13 protein-coding genes and 1 pseudogene are annotated in these 17,032 nt (G+C 71.5%); 8 read left to right on the forward strand and 6 right to left on the reverse strand.

The annotated features are described in order from the left end of the window. The first annotated feature begins 120 nt into the window (after positions 1 to 120). The 5 genes from ACFY2Q_RS03685 (at position 121) to ACFY2Q_RS03705 (ending at position 6,152) form a co-directional block, all read left to right on the forward strand. Positions 121 to 3,216 carry a tetratricopeptide repeat protein gene (locus tag ACFY2Q_RS03685; RefSeq protein ID WP_387127218.1) on the forward strand — a complete coding sequence of 1,032 codons (3,096 nt, stop codon included), beginning with the start codon at positions 121 to 123 and terminating at the stop codon, positions 3,214 to 3,216. Positions 3,217 to 3,479: 263 nt separating this feature from the next. After that, entirely contained in the window at positions 3,480 to 3,971 is a 492-nt protein-coding gene (gene moaC / locus ACFY2Q_RS03690) for a cyclic pyranopterin monophosphate synthase MoaC (RefSeq protein WP_387127220.1), read from the forward strand. Then, the gene (locus tag ACFY2Q_RS03695; protein ID WP_387127222.1) at positions 3,968 to 4,438 is read left to right on the forward strand and encodes a molybdenum cofactor biosynthesis protein B; all 471 of its coding nucleotides are present in this window, start codon (positions 3,968 to 3,970) and stop codon (positions 4,436 to 4,438) included. Before moaC ends, ACFY2Q_RS03695 begins: the two co-directional genes overlap by 4 nt. A 32-nt stretch (positions 4,439 to 4,470) precedes the next feature. Continuing rightward, positions 4,471 to 5,727: a molybdopterin molybdotransferase MoeA gene (locus ACFY2Q_RS03700; protein WP_387127224.1), complete on the forward strand. Its 1,257-nt coding sequence runs from the start codon at positions 4,471 to 4,473 to the stop codon at positions 5,725 to 5,727. Then, entirely contained in the window at positions 5,724 to 6,152 is a 429-nt protein-coding gene (locus ACFY2Q_RS03705) for a molybdenum cofactor biosynthesis protein MoaE (RefSeq protein WP_387127226.1), read from the forward strand. Before ACFY2Q_RS03700 ends, ACFY2Q_RS03705 begins: the two co-directional genes overlap by 4 nt. A 4-nt stretch (positions 6,153 to 6,156) precedes the next feature. On the opposite strand, the gene ACFY2Q_RS03710 is transcribed toward ACFY2Q_RS03705, so the two are convergent. Both ACFY2Q_RS03710 and ACFY2Q_RS03715 read right to left on the reverse strand, forming a co-directional pair. Next, the gene (locus tag ACFY2Q_RS03710) at positions 6,157 to 7,602 is read right to left on the reverse strand and encodes a glycosyltransferase 87 family protein (protein WP_387127229.1); all 1,446 of its coding nucleotides are present in this window, start codon (positions 7,600 to 7,602) and stop codon (positions 6,157 to 6,159) included. 215 nt (positions 7,603 to 7,817) lie between these two features. Next, the gene (locus tag ACFY2Q_RS03715; protein WP_387127231.1) at positions 7,818 to 8,366 is read right to left on the reverse strand and encodes a DoxX family protein; all 549 of its coding nucleotides are present in this window, start codon (positions 8,364 to 8,366) and stop codon (positions 7,818 to 7,820) included. Between the two features lie 135 nt (positions 8,367 to 8,501). Between ACFY2Q_RS03715 and ACFY2Q_RS03720 the strand changes: the two genes are divergently transcribed. Further along, the gene (locus ACFY2Q_RS03720; RefSeq protein WP_387127234.1) at positions 8,502 to 9,050 is read left to right on the forward strand and encodes a GNAT family N-acetyltransferase; all 549 of its coding nucleotides are present in this window, start codon (positions 8,502 to 8,504) and stop codon (positions 9,048 to 9,050) included. 58 nt (positions 9,051 to 9,108) lie between these two features. Here ACFY2Q_RS03720 and ACFY2Q_RS03725 read toward each other — a convergent pair whose 3' ends face one another. The 3 genes and pseudogenes from ACFY2Q_RS03725 to ACFY2Q_RS03735 all read right to left on the reverse strand — a co-directional run. Next, complete coding sequence (locus ACFY2Q_RS03725; RefSeq protein WP_387127236.1) at positions 9,109 to 10,350, reverse strand: AAA family ATPase; 1,242 nt, start codon at positions 10,348 to 10,350, stop codon at positions 9,109 to 9,111. 134 nt (positions 10,351 to 10,484) lie between these two features. Then, positions 10,485 to 10,892: a hypothetical protein gene (locus ACFY2Q_RS03730; RefSeq protein WP_387127590.1), complete on the reverse strand. Its 408-nt coding sequence runs from the start codon at positions 10,890 to 10,892 to the stop codon at positions 10,485 to 10,487. Positions 10,893 to 11,227: 335 nt separating this feature from the next. Continuing rightward, positions 11,228 to 11,509, reverse strand: a pseudogene (locus tag ACFY2Q_RS03735) (hypothetical protein); the annotation flags it as partial. 628 nt (positions 11,510 to 12,137) lie between these two features. On the opposite strand from ACFY2Q_RS03735, the gene ACFY2Q_RS03740 reads away from it, so the two are divergent. Together ACFY2Q_RS03740 and ACFY2Q_RS03745 are read left to right on the forward strand one after the other, a co-directional pair. After that, positions 12,138 to 13,142 (forward strand): EamA family transporter, encoded by a 1,005-nt coding sequence (locus ACFY2Q_RS03740; RefSeq protein WP_387127239.1) that lies wholly within the window; start codon positions 12,138 to 12,140, stop codon positions 13,140 to 13,142. Positions 13,143 to 13,152: 10 nt separating this feature from the next. Continuing rightward, positions 13,153 to 13,818, forward strand: coding sequence for a prepilin peptidase (locus ACFY2Q_RS03745; RefSeq protein WP_387127241.1), 666 nt, complete (start codon positions 13,153 to 13,155; stop codon positions 13,816 to 13,818). Between the two features lie 3 nt (positions 13,819 to 13,821). Here the strand turns inward: ACFY2Q_RS03745 and ACFY2Q_RS03750 are convergent, their stop codons facing one another. Beyond that, on the reverse strand, positions 13,822 to 17,019 hold the full coding sequence (locus ACFY2Q_RS03750; RefSeq protein WP_387127243.1) for a UvrD-helicase domain-containing protein: 3,198 nt from the start codon (positions 17,017 to 17,019) through the stop codon (positions 13,822 to 13,824). Positions 17,020 to 17,032 lie beyond the last annotated feature (13 nt).

Consider the following 17,032-nt stretch of genomic DNA (forward strand, 5'->3'; position numbering starts at 1 on the left):
GAGTGCTGGCTTCGGTCAGGTGTCTGCTGTCCGGGTCGGAGGTGCGGCCGTTCACGAAAGCGGATGTTGCCTTATGGTGGCACCGAACCGGTTCGCCCTCGAGGCCGGGGGAGTCGAGGGATGGTGGAGATTCAAGTACTCGGTGGACTCTCGCTTCTCCTGGCTGGAGAGCGGCAGAGCTTGGGAACACCGAAGCAGCAGACTGTTCTCGCGATGTTCGCGCTGCACCCAGGTCGGCTTGTCACGGCCGAGGAGTTGATCGACGAGCTGTGGTGCGAAAACCCTCCCCGGTCGGCACTGCCCAATGTCCGCACCTATGCCGCCCGATTGCGCCGGATCTTCGACTCCTCGGATGTGGGGCGTGGTGCTCTCGCACGAGAAGGCAGCGGCTATCGACTCAACTTGCCTCCTGAAAATATCGACTCGTTCCGATTCGTAGCGGATCATCACCATTCCCGCAGTCTTGTCGCAGCCGGAGAACTCCAACAGGCAGCGGCCCTGCTGGAACGTGCGACGTCACGATGGCAGGGACAGTTGCTCGCTGGCCTGTCGCTCGGTCCCGTGCTTTCGGCTCATCGCCAGGCGATGGATGAGGAACACCTACTCGCTGTCGAACTCCTCGCCGACCTTCATCTGCGGACAGGTCGGGATGACCTGGCGATTCCATTGATGCGGGAGGTGGTCGCGCGCCATCCGCTTCGGGAGCCGGCATATCTCCTTCTCATGCGGGCTCTGCGCGATCGCGGGGACAACGCGGAGGCGCTCGTCGCGTACGACGAGATTCGCTCACGGTTGACCACGGAGTTAGGAGTTGCTCCGGGGGCCAACATCGAAGAACTACGCCGCAGGATCGCTACCGAGGTCCCACAGCCGTTCCCCGCCGCCCCCACCCGGAGGGAAGCCACAGAAGGGCGATCCGCGACGATCGCACCCGCCCGGACGGCTGACTCGACAACCGAGCGGACACACAGAGCCAGCCCGGTGGATCACCTTCCCCGAGCGGTGACCGACTTTGTCGGCCGGGGAGACGTGTTGTCGCGGTTGGTGACGGAGACGCGGCGCGTCGAAGATCGTGTGCCGGCCGTGCATATCCTCGACGGGATGGCGGGCAGCGGGAAGACGACTCTCGCCGTGCACCTGGCCCGCCAGCTCTCCGCGCAGTACCCGGACGCCATGTTGTTCATCGACCTGTGCGGGCATGGCGAGAAGAATCAGGTGGAGCCAGCGAGGGCCCTGGTCACCCTACTTCGTCAACTTGAGGTGCCGGCCGAGCAGGTTCCGGTCGAGTTCGAGGCCAGGGTGGATCTGTGGCGACGAGAACTGGCTCGCCGGAGGTCCGTGATCGTCCTCGACAACGCCGCGAGCAGCGAACAGATCCTGCCACTCCTGCCGACCGAGCCGACCGCCGTCGTGCTGGTGACGTCGCGGCGGCGGCTTTCCCATCCTGACGTTGGGCCTTCGCAGACCCTGCCGGTACTGACGACCCAGGAGAGCGTGGATCTCCTCGCTTCTAGTGTCGGTCGTGACCGTGTCGTAGCCGAGCCGGATGCGGCTGTCGAGGTGGTTCGGCGGTGCGGGCGTCTCCCACTGGCGATCCGGCTCGCCGGTGCCCGACTGGCCCATCGACGCGGTTGGCGACTGGCGGATCTCGCCGAACAGATGGACGGAGCCACGGCAGCGCTACGTCATCTAGCTGGCGAAGAGAGCACGATCTCCGGTGCCTTCGCCGCCTCCTACGAGCCCCTCCCGGAGTCGACTAAGCGAGTCTTTCGGTTCCTGAGCCTGTATCCCGGTAATCGGTTCGGCCCGCAGGCCGTTGCCGCGCTGACCGGCCTGACCGTTGCGGGGGCTCACGCGGCGCTCGACGACCTCGTCGACCGAAACCTGGTGGAGGACCTGGACTCGACGCGATATCGACTGCACGACCTGATGCGCCAGTACTCCGTGGAACTGTGCTCGCGTACCGACTCCGCGAGCGACCGTAGGCTCGGGCTGGCCCAACTGTTCGACTTCACGGTGGAGGCGGCGCTGAGGGCTGCCGAGACGCTGGAGCCTGGCGTCATGAAATTCCACGTCACACACCTTGCGCTTGGACGATCCGAACTGGTTGAGGGCATCGGTGAACTCACCGCCGACTGGTTGGAGACGGAGCGAACCGAGTTGGTGACGATGGTGTTGTCAGCGCTTGATTCGGGCTTTCATGAGCACTGCTGGCGACTGGCCCGTGCCCTCTGGCGGTTCTGCTACATCCGTGGGTACTTCGAGGACATCATCCTGATCCACCGTCACGCGTTGACCGCGGCGGAAGCAACCGGCGACGTCGGTGCGATGGCCCTGATGAACAACTACCTCGCCTCCGGTTACGTGCGGACCGGGAAGGTTCGGGAATCGCTCAGCCATCTGACCCGCGCGGTCGCCCTCTCCAGAGAATCGGGAGACGCGTTGGACACGGCGCGGTATCGCGCCAATCTTGCAGCGGTCTACTACTGGAGTGGTAACCCGACCGAAGCAGTTGCGGTCGGACTGGAGTCCCTGCGCGACTACAAGGGGTACGGCACCGTCAGGGTGCCGATGGTGCTGCCGAACATGGGCATAGCAATGATGTCGCTGGGGCGCTACGAGGAGGCGCTGCGCCTCCACCGTCTGCACCTGGCGTGGGCCCGGACGAACTCCGATAAATTCCATACCCTCAACGCGCTCAGTCACATCGGCGCCGTGCGCGTCCGAATGGGCGATCTGCCGCAGGCGATCCGCATCCTCACGGCCTCGTTGGCCCTGCGTGACCGTACCGGGCACCGCTATGGCGAGGCTGAGGTGCGCAACGATCTCGGAATGGCCTATCGCGGTCTTGGCCGACTGGTCGAGGCCCAGCAGGAACACGAGGCGGCCCGAAAGCTGTCGATCGCCTCAGGGGAACGGCACGTCGAGGCGGCGGCGCTGAACGAGCTCGGGCGCACCCTGGTGGCACAGGGGCAGGGCGGTGAAGCGGTCGAGGTGTACCGGGAGGCGCTGCGGCTGGCGACCCGGATCTCAAACCCTCACGAGCAGGGGCGTGCCCTGGCCGGTCTTGCCGAGCACTTCGCGAGCATCGACCCGGCCGAGGCTCGGCGGCACTGGGAGCGGGCGCTGGCGATCTTCCGGCGGATGGGTGTGCCGGAGCGCTTCGACGCCGAGCGGGGCCTCGCCGAGCTGGACGCCGCGCAAGCAGGGCGCTGACCTGCGCGGACTGCTCTTATCGATTTCTTATCGCCGGACCCGATAGCTTTTGCGCCGTATCGACGAACGGGGGAGGTTCTGCCCACGGGCAGAACCGGGTCGTCGACACGACGCCTGCTGCCAGGTCCCCCCAGCGACTTTGGCGGCGGGTCGGTGAGGAAGGAGCGGCGCTCCCGCGAGTGCGCGCAGGCACCCGGCGACGTGACGGGACGCCGCTCCTTCCGAGCGCCTCCGCGTCGTACCGCACCGATAGGCTCACGGCCGTGACCGAACCCGCGCAGCTCAGCCACGTCGACCACGCCGGCGCGGCCCGCATGGTCGACGTCTCCGCCAAGCCGGTGACAGGGCGGTTGGCCGTCGCGGCGGGCCGCCTGCGGACCACGCCCGAGGTCGTCGACCTGCTACAACGCGACGGTTTGCCCAAGGGCGACGCGCTGGCGGTCGGGCGGCTCGCAGGCATCATGGGGGCCAAGCGCACTCCGGACTTGATCCCGCTCTGCCACCCGATCGCCCTGCACGGTGTCACCGTCGACCTGCGGTTGACCGCGGACACCGTGGAGATCACGGCCACCGCCCGCACCGCCGACCGGACCGGGGTCGAGATGGAGGCGCTCACCGCGGTCGCGGTCGCCGGTCTCGCGCTGGTCGACATGGTCAAGGCTGTCGATCCGGCCGCTTCGGTGGAGGGGGTCCGGGTGCTGCGCAAGGAGGGCGGCAAGACCGGCGAGTGGGTCCGACCGGAGGACCGGCCGTGATCCGGGCCCGGGTGATCGTCGCGTCCAACCGGGCGGCGGCCGGCGTCTACGCCGACACCAGTGGCCCGCTGCTCGTCGCCGGCCTGCGCGAGCTGGGCTGCGAGGTCGACGAGCCGGTGGTGGTGCCCGACGGTGAGCCTGTCGGCAGGGCCCTGGAGGATGCCCTCGCCGATGGCGTCGACGTGGTGCTGACCAGCGGTGGCACCGGGGTCACCCCGTCGGACCGCACACCGGACGTGACGCGGGCCGTCCTCGATTACGAGATCCCAGGCATTGCCGAGGCGATCCGCGCGCACAGCCGCGACCGGGTGCCCACCTCGGCGTTGTCCCGCGGGTTGGCGGGGGTGGCCGGCCGGATGCTTGTGGTCAACCTGCCCGGCTCGACCGGTGGCGCCCGCGACGGGCTGGCGGTGCTCGGGCCGATCCTCGGGCACACAATCGACCAACTTCGCGGCGGCGACCACTGACCGGCGTCGGCCCGCCCCGATAGGCTCGACAGGTGAGCACGGAAACCGCACCAACCGCGGACCGGGTCGTCGCGCCCCCGCCGGCCGGGTGGGAGGAGGCGCGGGCCCGGGTGTACGCGGTGGGCCTGTCCGCCGCGCTCCCCGCCGTCGCCCGGCCGCTTGTCGACACTGACGGGCTGACCCTGGCCGAGCCGTTGACCACCCGCACCGACCTGCCCGCCTTCCCCACCGCGAGCGTGGACGGCTGGGCCGTGCGAGGTGCCGGGCCGTGGCGCGTCGTCGGCCGGGTGTTGGCCGGCAGCACCCCCGCGCCGCTCGTCGACGACGGCACCACAGTCGAGATCGCGACCGGGGCCATGGTGCCCGAGGGCGCCACTGCTGTGCTGCGCGTCGAGGAGTCCACAGTCACCGAGGGCCTAGTCAGCGGCACCCCTCGGCAGGCGCCGGAGTGGCGGCAGCCGGGCGAGGAGGCGTACGCCGATGAGGAGCTGTTGCCCGCCGGCACGCCTGTCGACCCGGCGGTGATCGGCCTGGCCGCTTCCTGTGGGCATGACACGCTGCGGGTCCGGCGGGCACCGCGGGCCGCGCTGCTGGTCTTCGGTGACGAGTTGCTCACCGCGGGGCTGCCCGCGGCGGGCCGGGTGCGTGACGCGCTGGGGCCGGCGGTGCCTGCCTGGCTGCGGCGCTACGGTTGCCAGGTCCGCCCGTCCGACGTGGTGGGGCCGGTGGCCGACACGTTGCCCGCGCACGTGGCGGCCCTGCGCTCGGCGCTGGCCAACGCCGACCTGGTCTGCACCACCGGCGGCACGATGCACGGCCCGGTCGACCACCTGCACCCGACCCTGGAGGCGCTGGGCGCCGACTACGTGGTCAACACCGTGGCGGTCCGGCCCGGCTTCCCGATGCTGCTGGCCCGGCTCGCCGGCCACGACGGGCGGGTCCGGTTCGTCGCCGGTCTGCCCGGCAACCCACAGTCGGCAATCGTCGCGCTTGTGTCGCTTGTCGCCCCGCTGCTCGCCGGGCTCCAGGGCCGCTCGATGCCGGTGTTGCCGCAGGTCACGTTGGCCGAGGCGGTGCCCGGTCGCGGCAGTCACACACACCTGGCGCTGGTCCGGCTGGACCGGGCCGCCGGCACCGCCCATCCGGTGCGGCATGTCGGTTCGGCGATGCTACGCGGCCTCGCCGGCGCCGACGGGTTCGCCGTCATCCGACCCGGCACCAACGGCGAGCAGGGTGACCGGGTGCCGATCGTGCCGCTGCCGTCGCTACCCGGGGAGTGGGCGTCGTGACCTCACAAGTGCTCACCTTCGGTGAGATCACCGACAAGCCTCTCGACCTCAGCGCGCACGAGGCGGCGGTCGCCGACCTGCGGGCCGGGGCGGTCGTCTCCTTCCAGGGCGTGGTCCGCGACCACGACGGCGGGCGGGCGGTGGTGAGTCTGGAGTACGAGGGGCACCCGAGCGCCGCGCAGGTGCTGCGCGAGGTGGCCGCCGAGATCGCGGCCGACCCCGACGTCTACGCGGTGGCCGTCTCGCACCGGGTCGGCCCGCTGGCGATCGGTGACGTGGCGTTGGTCGCCGCGGTGAGCACCGCGCACCGCGCGGCCGCCTTCGCGGCCTGCGCCCGGCTCGTCGACGAGGCCAAGGCGCGGTTGCCGATCTGGAAGCGTCAGGTCTTCGCCGACGGCACCGAGGAATGGGTCAACTGCCCCTGACCGCTCAGCGTCGGCCGTTGACCATCGCGGGCCGGGCGAGACGTTCCCCGTAGAACGCCGGCTCGGCACCCGGACGCCACGGCAACGCGGCGACCAGCACGATCAGCGCGAGAGCGAGCGAGTTCTCCATGAGCGCGCCGAAGAGGCCGTCCTGGTAGTGCGACTCCTCCGGCAGTTGGTGCTCGTACGGCCAGATCGGGGAGATCAGGAAGAGCAGGTAGAGCCCGACTGCGGCGACGCCGTGCCGCAGTCCGGTCAGCGTGGGGTACCAGATCGGTGGGCGCAGGCCGTTGAGCCCGGCCAACCCGCCGAACGCCGTGCCCTGCCCGCCGCGCTGCGTCCCGCCCCGGCTCGCCTCCCGGCGACGGATCGCCGCGTCGGCAAGCACGATGATCGCCGGGATCACCCAGACCAAGTGGTGCGTCCAGGAGATCGGGCTGATCACGTTGGCGGTCAGACCGACAAGCGTGAACGCGGTCAGCTCGTCACCGTCGGCGCGGGAACTCGCCGCCCGCGACAGGCCGAGCGCCAGGAGCAGCACCGAGAAGGCGAACCAGAGCAGACCGGGGGTCTCGATCGAGTCGTACAGCCGGGCCAGCAGGCCGGCGAGCGACTGGTTCGGCGTCATGTCGGCCGCGCCGACCCTCTCGGTCTGCCACAACACGCTGCCGAAGTACGTCCGCGACTCGTCGCCGACGATCGCGAAGGACGCCACGGTCACGCCGATCGTGGTGCCGATGGCGGTGGCCGCCACCCGCCACTGGCGGGTGATCAGCAGATAGGCGATGAACAGCGCCGGCGTGAGCTTGACCGCGGTGGCCAGGCCGATGCCGGCGCCCGCCCAGGCGCCGCTGTAGACGAAGCGCAGCAGGGGGCCGTCCGTCGCGGCGTAGTGGGTGCCCCGGCGCGAGCGCCACCGGAGCCCGATCAGGTCGGCCATGATCAGGGCGAACAGCAGGATGTTGACCTGGCCGTAGCCGAGGGTCTCCCGGCCGGGCTCGATGGCGACGGCGAGCGGCACCGCCACGGCGACGGTGAACCACAGTGGCCAACCCAGCCGGTCCACGATGGGGCGGAGCAGCCCGGCCAGGACCAGTGCCAACGCGGCGATGCTGGCGAGGGCGTTGACCACCCCGGCCCCGCCGATCGGAAGTTGCGCCATCGGCAGCATGACGAGCCCGGCGAACGGCGGGTAGGTGAAGCCGAGCGTGGTGCCAGGCGCGATGAACTCGTAGAGCTCGTGACCGCTCGCCCACCACACCACCGCGCCGTGGTAGATCTTCATGTCGAAGAAGTTGTACGGTCGCCCGAACTCGCCGATGGCGAGCCATGCGGCAAAGGCGACGGCGGCCACGATGGCACCCCGTACGACGTTCCTGCGATCGATCCCACGCATCACGCGTTGAACTGGGGCGAGGCGGTCCGCCCGTCTACCGACAATCGTCGGCATGGCGTGGCCACCCCCGTACCAAGGTCGTCCTACCCGTCCAGGTCCTGCACGGAGCCTAGAACGGCGCCTCACGTCAGTGCCTCCCGCGTTATGCGACCGTGTCCGATCCCACACATGTTTTTGACATTTCCACCGTGTTAACGCCTACCGGGTGGTTCAGGTAATTCGCGGCCTTAGCGGGGGTGGGAGGCAGCCGAGAGGTGGATCGACGCAGGTCAGCCCGGGATGCGCCGGGCGGTCGCGGCGGACCGGACGGCGATCCGGGCCTCCCGCTTGGCCGTCCGGACGGCACGCCCCACGGAACGTCGAGAGTGACCGATGCGGTGGCCGGTGCGCCAGCGCAGACCCGGCTTTCCCTCGGTGTCGGCCGCGGCGAGCAGCAGACCGCCGAACAGGCCGAGGTTCTTCAGGAAGTGAACCTTGTTCGTGTCGCGCGTGGCCTTGTCGTCGTCCTGGTTCCAGAAGGGATGCCCGGCGATGGTCGTCGGCACGAGGGTGCCGGCGAGGACCAGTGCGGCGGGCCGCGTCAGCCGCCCGGTGGCGAGCATCAACCCGGCACCGAGCTGCACGGCCGAATTGATGCGGATCAGCTGCTCGGTCTCGGTGGGGAAGTTCGGGTGCACCTTCCGCAGCAGTGGCGCCGCCCGATCGGTCACCGGCGCGGCCTTCTTGGCCAGCCGCTCGGGGGAACGGAGACTGCGGTATCCGCTGACCACGAAGATGCCGCTCAACATGGCTCGGGCGAGGGAGCGTACGGGCGTCATGGATCAGTCATACCCCGTCGCGGCGTTCGCTACCCTGCCAACCGCCGGATCCGAATCGGTGGACGTGCACGTCGCGCCACGCCGATTCGAGCGACAGTCGCTGATGGACCGGCCTCGGCGGGTAACGTCGCGCGGGTGACGACGCTGCGCCTCCGACCCGAGGATCCGGCCGACAGCGCGTCGGTGCGTCGGGTCCTGGCTGGCGCGTTCGCCCGACCGGACGTGTCGACACCGCCGGAGGTGGCCCTTGTCGACGAGTTGCGCGACACCGAGGCGTGGCTGCGGGAGCTCGCCATGGTCGCCGAGTACGGCGGCGAGGTCGTCGGCTACGCGCTGCTCACCCGGGTGCGGGTGCGACCCGACCGAGGCGTCGACGTGTCAGCCCTGGCCCTCGGGCCGGTGGGGGTCGCGCCGCACCGGCAGCGGGTCGGCCACGGCACGGCTGTGGTCCAGGCCGCCTTGGACGCGGCCACCGAGTTGGGTGAGCGGATCGTCGTGGTGCTCGGCGCTCCGGCCTTCTACAGGCGCTTCGGCTTCCGGCCGGCCGGAGAGCTAGGCCTGACCAGCCCGTGGTCCGGGCTCGGCGAGCCGTGGCAGGCGCTGGTGCTGCCGCCGTCGGCTAGTGGTGAGGCGCCGCCGCCACGGGGTGAGGTGCTCTTCCCGGCGCCCTGGTCCCGGGTCTGAAACCCGCGACCGGGGCTCTGGTCCCGGTTTGCGGCGCGGCCCTGGGTTGTGGGAGTGGTCAGGCCGGCTGGGTACGCAGGTACCTGCCGAAGTGCGGGACGGTGAAGGCCACGGTGCCCCGCTCCCCGGAGTAGATGAGCCCCTTCTTGATCAGCGCGTCGCGTGCCGGGGAGAGGCTGGCCGGCTTCCTGCCGAGCGCGCGGGCGATCTCCGCGGTGGGCACCGCCGCGTCCATGTCGTCGCGAGTGACGCCGCTGGACTCGCCCTCCACCAGGGACAGCGTGGCCATCGCCCGCATGTACTCACGTTCGGCCGGGGTGGCCCGCTCGAACCGGGAGCCGAAGAAGCCGACGGCCAACTCCGCCTCCGCCTCCGGGGCGGCGACCCGTACGTCGGCGGCGGTGATCGGCGAGCGCGGGGCGTGATCCCAGGTCGCCTTCCCGTACGCCTGAACGAAGTAGGGGTAGCCGCCGGACTTCTCGTAGAGCAGATCGAGCGCCTTCTGCTCGTACTCCACTTCCTCGCGCTCGGCCGGCGCGCAGAGCGCCTGGTCGGCGGCGATCCGGTCGAGGCGGTCGATGCGCTGGTAGCGGAATAGCCGCTCGGAGTACGACTTGGCGGCGCTCAGCACGGCCGGTAAGTGGGGCAGGCCGGCGCCGACGACGATCAGCGGAGCACCGATCTGGGACAGCTCGTGGCAGGCGGCGCAGAGCGCCGACACGTCCTCCGGCCCGAGGTCCTGCATCTCGTCGATGAAGATGGCGATGCCGGTGCCCACGTCGCTGGCCACGGTGGCGGCGTCGCTGAGCAGCTCGACCAGGTCGATCTCGATGTCGCCGGAGTCGGCGCGGCCGCTGGCGGCGGGCACGTCGATGCCGGGCTGCCACCTGTCACGCAGTTTCGGCGATGCGCCGGCCCGCCCGGTCGGGGCGGACCGCTGGGCGAACGCCTTGAGGACGCCGAGGAAGGCGTCGATCCGGTCGGGTGCGCGGTGCCGGGGCGCGAGTTCGCGGACCGCCATGTGCAGCGCGGCGGCGACGGGGCGGCGCAGTGACTGGTCCGGACGTGCCTCGATCTTGCCGCTGCCCCAGAGGTGATTGATCGCCTGGGACCGCAGGGTGTTGAGCAGGACGGTCTTGCCGACGCCGCGCAGCCCGGTGAGCATCAGGCTGCGTTCGGGGCGACCCCGGGCGATGCGCTCCAGCACGATGTCGAAGACGTCCAGCTCCCGCCCCCGCCCGGCGAGTTCGGGCGGGCGCTGACCGGCGCCCGGGGCGTACGGGTTGCGGACCGGATCCACGCATCGCAGAGTATCGGCCCATCTAGCGGCCAGGCTAGATATGGATAGATGGGGCTACCGGCGTGTTGAGGCCGTCGAGGCAAAACTAGGCCTGTCTAGCGTCCAAGCTAGACAGGCCTAGTTTTGCCAATCGCCTAGCGTCTCTTGAGGCAGAGCACGTAGTCGAACAGGTCGACCGAGTTGTCGTGCACGTAGTTCGCGGTCGCCTGCGGAGCCAACGACTTGCACTGGTCTCCGTCGGTCGTCGCCGGAATCCGCAACAGCACCTGGTAGGTGTCCGGACCACACGGCACCTTGCGCAGCTCGGCGTCGGCCTCGGTGCCGTCGTTCACCACGCAGTCACCCCTGGCGAACTCAACCCTCTCCGGCGTCGGCGTCGGCGTTGGCGTCGCCGGGGTCGGGGCGTCGCTGGGCAGAGTCGGCGCACTCTCCGACGGCACCGGCGCGGCGTCGTTGCTGTCGTTGGCGACCGTGAAGACCGCCCAGCCGGCGAGGCCCAGGCAGGGGCAGAGCAGGAGCAGCACCACAAGCGCGACGATCAGAGCGATCTTCCGGCCGGAGCTGTTCGCCGGCGGGGACTGCGGCATCGGGTACCCGCCCGGTGCCGGCGGACCCCACACCCCGCCCGGCTGGCCCGGGGTCGGCCCGGCGGGCGGGAACGGACCGGGCTGGCCCGGGGTCGGCCCGGCGGGCGGGAACGGCCCCGGTGGCGGCTGACCGGCCCCGAACTCAAGCGGCGGCGGACCCCACGCCGGTGCGGGCGGCGGCTCTGCGCCGGGCGGCGGTGGGCCCCACTGCTGCCGGGACGGGTCGTCGTCCGGCTGGCCGGAATCCGATGATCCGTAGGTCGTCATGTCATCCCCAGAGGTGGATGGCCTCAGCGCTGCTTGAGGCAGAGGACGAAGTCGAGGGTGTCCAACTCGCTGTCGAAGAAGTACCAGTTGGTGTAGCCCTCGACCTTTGCGCACTTGGCCTCGGCATCGCGCTCACCGCTTGTCGCGCCGTCGATCCGGCGCAGCACCTCGTACGACTTCGGTGCGCAGTCGCTGATCAGCAGTTTGGGCTTGCCGCCTGCCGCGCCGTCGTTGCGCACACACTGGCCGACGGTGGCGAACCGTGGATCCGCCGACGACTCCGGTGCCGCGGCGCTCGGCACCGGCTCGGTCGGCTCGGTCACGTCCGCGTCGGGCTCCCCGGTAGCGGCCGAGCCGGTAGGCGCGGCCACCGGGGCCGCGTCGTCCGACCCGCGCAGGAACCAGTACGCGCCGCCGCCCGCCACCATCAGCAGCACGACGGCCACCACCGCGATCAGCGGCCCCCGGCCACGCTTGTTCGGGGCGGGCGAGGGGTCCCCACCGTACGGGTCGCCGTCGTACGGCTCCCCGTACGCCGGGTTCGCCTCGGCGCCGTACGCCGGGTTCGCCTCGGCGGGCCGGTACGCGCCACCGTAGGGCGTCGGAGCGCCGGTCCCGTACGGCGTCCCACCGCGTTCACCGCCGTAGGGCGTCCCGCGCTCACCACCGTAGGCTGCCCCCGGCCTGCCGCCGTACGGTGCGGCGGGCACGCCGTACGAACCGTCGCCGTAGGACCCCGGCCGCCCCTGAGGTGCGGGCGGATAGGGCTGCCGGGCCTGCCGTTCGGGCGTGTCGTCGGGTCGCTGCCCAGGCCACGGTCCTCCGCCGCCGCCACCCGGCGGTCCGTAGTTCGTCATGCCGCCCTCCAGGCTGGTGAGAGAGGCGGCCACCCATGCGACGCCGACTCCGAGGTCACCGTAGCGTGGTCCTCCGATGAGCTCATCCCCACCGAGTGCCGCAGCCGCCCCAGGCCGCCGCGCCGGCGCCGCACCGACCATGATCTGGACCGCGCTGATCGTGGTCTACGTCCTGTGGGGCTCCACCTACCTGGCCATCCGGGTCACCGTGGAGACGCTTCCGCCGCTGCTCTCGGCCGCCCTGCGGTTCGCCCTCGCCGGTCTCGTGTTGGCGGCGGTGCTGCGGTTGCGCCGAGGGCCCGGCGCCCTTCGGGTGGACCGGCGGCAACTCGGCTCCGTAGCGCTGATCGGGGTGCTTCTGCTCACCGGCGGCAACGGCCTGGTGGTGCTCGCCGAGTCCGGGCCGCCCGGGGTGGCGGTGCCGTCCGGGATCGCCGCGTTGCTGGTGGCGACCGTGCCGCTGCTCGTCGTGCTGCTGCGCACCGCGACCGGGGACCGCCCTCCGCTCTGGACGTTCGCAGGGGTGACGCTGGGCTTCGTCGGTCTGGTCCTGCTGGTGCTGCCCAGCGGCAGCGCGGACGCGGTGCCACTGGTCGGGGCGTTGACGGTGGTGGCCGCTGCCACCGCCTGGTCGGTCGGGTCGTTCCTGTCGGGGCGGATCCGGATGCCCGCCGACCCGTTCGTCGCGACCGTGTACGAGATGATGGCCGGCGCGCTGGCCCTGGCCGTCATCGCCGCCGCCCGGGGCGAACTGCGCGACTTCCACCCGGCGTCGGTAAGCACCCGGTCCTGGCTGGCGCTTGCCTACCTCATGGTGGCCGGCTCACTCGTGGCCTTCACGGCGTACGTGTGGCTGCTGCACAACGCACCCATCTCGCTTGTCTCGACGTACGCCTATGTGAACCCGGCGGTCGCGGTGGCCCTCGGCGCACTGCTGGTGGCCGAGCCGATCACCGGGCAGGTGCTGCTCGGCGGCGCGGTGATCGTCGCCGGGGTGGCTCTGGTGGTGAGCACCGAACGGCCCCGTCGTAAGGCCGCGAAAGCACGATCGGGGGCCGTGCCGGCGGACGACCGGAGGTAGCCTCCGGTCCATGTCGGCCGCCGCGCTGGTGCCTGTAGCGCTGCTCGGTGCGGTGGTCGGTGTCGTCGTACCCCGGATTGCCGTGCGTTTCGCCGCCGCGCCGACCCGGCCGCGACCGTGGCGCCCCTCGACCCGGCCGCGACCGTGGCGCGCCTCGACCTGGCTCGGTCCGCTGCTCGCGGCGGGTGTGTTCGTCGGCCTCGCCGCCGCGCTGGGTGCTGACCCGGCGCTGCCGGTGTTCCTCGCGGTGGCGGCGGTGGGGCTGGTGCTGGCCGGTGTCGACCTGGCCTGCCTACGGCTGCCCGACCCGCTGGTCGGTGCCGCCGGTGTGCTGGCCCTCGGTGGCCTCACCGGCGCGGCGCTGCTGGCCGGCACTCCCGGACGGCTGGTCGATGCGTTTGCTGGCGCGGCTGTCGCCGGCGTGGCGCACCTGCTGCTGGCCCTGCTGCCCGGGTCCCGGCTGGGCTTCGGGGACGTGAAGCTCGCCGCGGTCCTCGGCCTGCCGCTCGGCTGGCTCGGCCGGGACGCCCTGCTGGCCGGGCTGCTCCTGCCGCACCTGCTGCACGGTGCCGTGGTGCTCGGTCTGCTCGCCGCGCGGCGGGTCCGCAGGGACACGCTACTGCCACTCGGGCCGGCGCTGCTCGCGGGCGCCTGGCTCGCCGTGCTCCTGGCGTGACAGCTAGATGAGGCGGAGCTGACGGTCCTTGGGGCGGCGCGGCTCGGCCTCGCCGAACCGTTCGAACAGGCCCGGGTCGATGGCACCGAGGAACGGTGACGGTGCGCAGTCACGCTCCACGCCGTGTCGGGTACGACGGCCGGCGTGGCTGACGTACAGCCGGTCCTGGGCGCGGGTCAGGCCGACGAAGAAGAGCCGGCGCTCCTCGGCGACCGCGTCCTCGTCGGGTGTCGAGCCGGGCCACCGCAGCGGCAGCAGCCCGTCCTCCGCGCCGACCAGGAACACCACAGGGAACTCCAGGCCCTTCGCGGCGTGCAGGGTGAGCAGCGTGACCGCCTCGGCGCGCGGGTCGAGGGCGTCCACCTCGGCTCCGGTGGCCAACTGCGACAGGAACGACTCCAGGTCGTCGCCGCAGCGCCGGGCCAGCGGGGTCAGCAGGTCCACCGCCGAGCGGACGTCCTCGGGGCGCACCGCGCTGCCGGCGCCGTCGAGGGTGGGCACCGCGAACCGTTCCGCGACGACCTGCCCGGCCAGGCGCACACGGGCGGCCAGTGAACCGGCCAACCCGTCGGCGTGCCGCAGCTCGCGGGCGATGGCCGCCACCCCGGGCCGGTCCCGCAGCCGGTCGTGTGAGCGCTTCTGGACGGGGATGTTGGCTCGGGCCAGGGCGTCCACGATCGGGGCGGCCTGCGCGTCGGTGCGGTACAACACGGCGATGTCGGAGAACGACAGCGTGGTGGAGCGGCCGTCGATCCGGCCCGAGTCGAGCGACCGGTGGGACAGCCCGCCGACCAACTCGTCGACGGTACGGACCACGAAGTCGGCCTCCTCGGCGACCGACGCCGCCGGGTACCGACCGACGAGCGGCGCCTCCGGGTCGAGCCGGGCCGGGTCCAGTCGCCGGCCCCGCACCAGCGAGGACGGCGCGATGGCCTGCACGGCGGCGGCCAGGATGGGTGCCGACGAGCGGTAGTTGCGATTGAGCCGAACCAGCCGGGCGTCCGTGAAGTCCTGCGAGAAGCGCAGGAAGTAGCCGACGTCGGCACCCCGGAACGAGTAGATCGCCTGATCCGGGTCGCCGATAGCGCACAGGTTGCCGTCGGCGGGGCTGAGCAGTCGCAGCAACTCGTACTGCACCGCGTCGACGTCCTGGTACTCGTCGACGAAGATCCACCGCCAGCGGTCCCGGTATCGCTCGACAAGCTTCCGGTCGGCCCGCAGCAGCTCCACCGGCAGGCTCACCAGCTCGTCCAGGTCGACCAGGTCCTGCTTGCGCAGCAGCGCGACGTAGCTGGCGAGGTCGTCGCCGGCCTCCGACCGGGCCGCCGCGCGTTCGCCGTCGTCGGCGATCCGGAAGTCGGTCGGCAGCCCCGCCGCGTCGGCGTTCTCCCGCAGGATGGTCAGCCCCAGCGCGTGGAACGTGCCGACTGTGACGTCCTCGGCGACAGGGCCGAGCAGGGTGTCCAGGCGGTGCCGCAACTCCTCGGCCGCCCGCCGGGTGAAGGTGATGGCCAGGCAGTGCTCGGGAAAGACGTTCAGCTCCGCGCAGAGGTACGCGATCCGGTGGGTGAGCGTCCGGGTCTTGCCGGTGCCCGGCCCCGCCACGATGAGCAGCGGGCCGCCAGGCGCGGACGCGGCCACCCGCTGCATCGCGTCCAGCCGGTCCAGCAGGCCGGTGCCGACCTCCTCCATTCCGGCGAGCATCGGTTCGAACGGCTCGTGCGGCGACGGAGGCGACGCGATCGGAGGGGCGGGCGGCGGGGCCGGAGCCCTACGCTTCGGCTCCACCTTCGCCGCCGCCGGGCGCTTGGCCGTCGAACGGGCCGCCGGCTCCGCGGGCCGCCGCTGCGCCGGCACGGGTACGTCGAACAGCGTCTCCTGCGCCGCGCCGGCACTCGTTCCCAGCTCCGCGGGATCGAAGAGGGTGATCACGCCGTACTCGCCGTCGTAACCGGGCACCCGGCGTACGTCGCCGCGCCGCAGTCGACCGATGCCCTCCGCGAGCAACTCGCCGCCGGCCTGCGCGATGTCCGGCAACGGCGTCGTGGTGAGGATCTCCAGCTCGGGGCCGAGCGCGGCGAGTAGCTCGTTGAGCCGCCCCTCCACCTTCTTCGACCGGGCACCCACCTTGTTGATCTCACCGAGGATCTCGGCCAGCGGCACCAGGTGGGTGACCTGCCGGGCGTTCACCGGCCGGTGCCCCTCGGGGCGGTCCGCCAACTCCTCGATCCGGCTGAGGACGCCCACGGTGAGGGGCTTGCCGCACTCGGGGCAGCGACCGTCGGCGGCGCGGGTGCGCTCCGGGGTCCAGTTGACCCCACACAGCCGGTGCCCGTCCGCGTGGTACTTGCCCTCTTCAGGGAAGAACTCGATGGTGCCGGCCAGGCCGTCGCCGGTGCGCAGCGCCTCCCGGACGGCGAAGTAGTCCCGCTCGGCCGTCAACACCGTGGCCTCGCGGCCCAGGGCCGGTGGGGAGTGCGCGTCGGAGTTGGAGACCAACTGGTAGCCGTCCAGGCTGCCGACCCGCCAGTTCATCGCTGGGTCGGACGAAAGGCCGGTCTCCACGGCGAAGATGTGCTCGGCCAGGTCGGCGTAGCAGTCCGCGATCGCGTCGAAGCCGGACTTCGAGCCCAGCGCCGAGAACCACGGCGTCCAGATGTGCGCCGGCACCAGGAAGCCGTCCGGGCTCGCCTCCAGGGTGATCTCCAGCAGGTCCCGGGAGTCCAGACCGAGGATCGGCCGGCCGTCGGAGCCGAGGTTGCCGATCCGCCCCAACGCGGTGTTGAACCGGGCCACCGCGTCCAGGTCCGGAAGGTAGATCAGGTGGTGCACCTTGCGGGTCCGGTCGTCCCGCTTGTAGATCGTGGAGATCTCCACGCTCAACATGAACCGGACCGGGTCCGCCTCGGCAGAGCTCGCCAGTCGGGGCGGCAGCCGGCGGGCCACGTCCCGTTCCGCTTCCGGGTCGAGCCGGTAGAGCCCCGGCTCGGCCGGACGCAGCGTCTCCCGCAGGTGGTCGTACCAGGCGGGGTGGGTGAAGTCGCCGGTGCCGAGCAGGCCGATGCCCTTACGCCGAGCCCACCAGGCGAGGTTCGGAGTCGTGAGGTCACGGCTGCACGCGCGCGAGTACTTCGAGTGGATGTGCAGGTCCGCGACGAATGGCGGGAGGCCACCGGGGGGTACGGCGCTGAACGGGGGCACGCCGCATCCTGTC

Origin of the sequence: Micromonospora sp. NPDC000316, assembly GCF_042898885.1 — a bacterium.
Lineage (GTDB): Bacteria > Actinomycetota > Actinomycetes > Mycobacteriales > Micromonosporaceae > Micromonospora.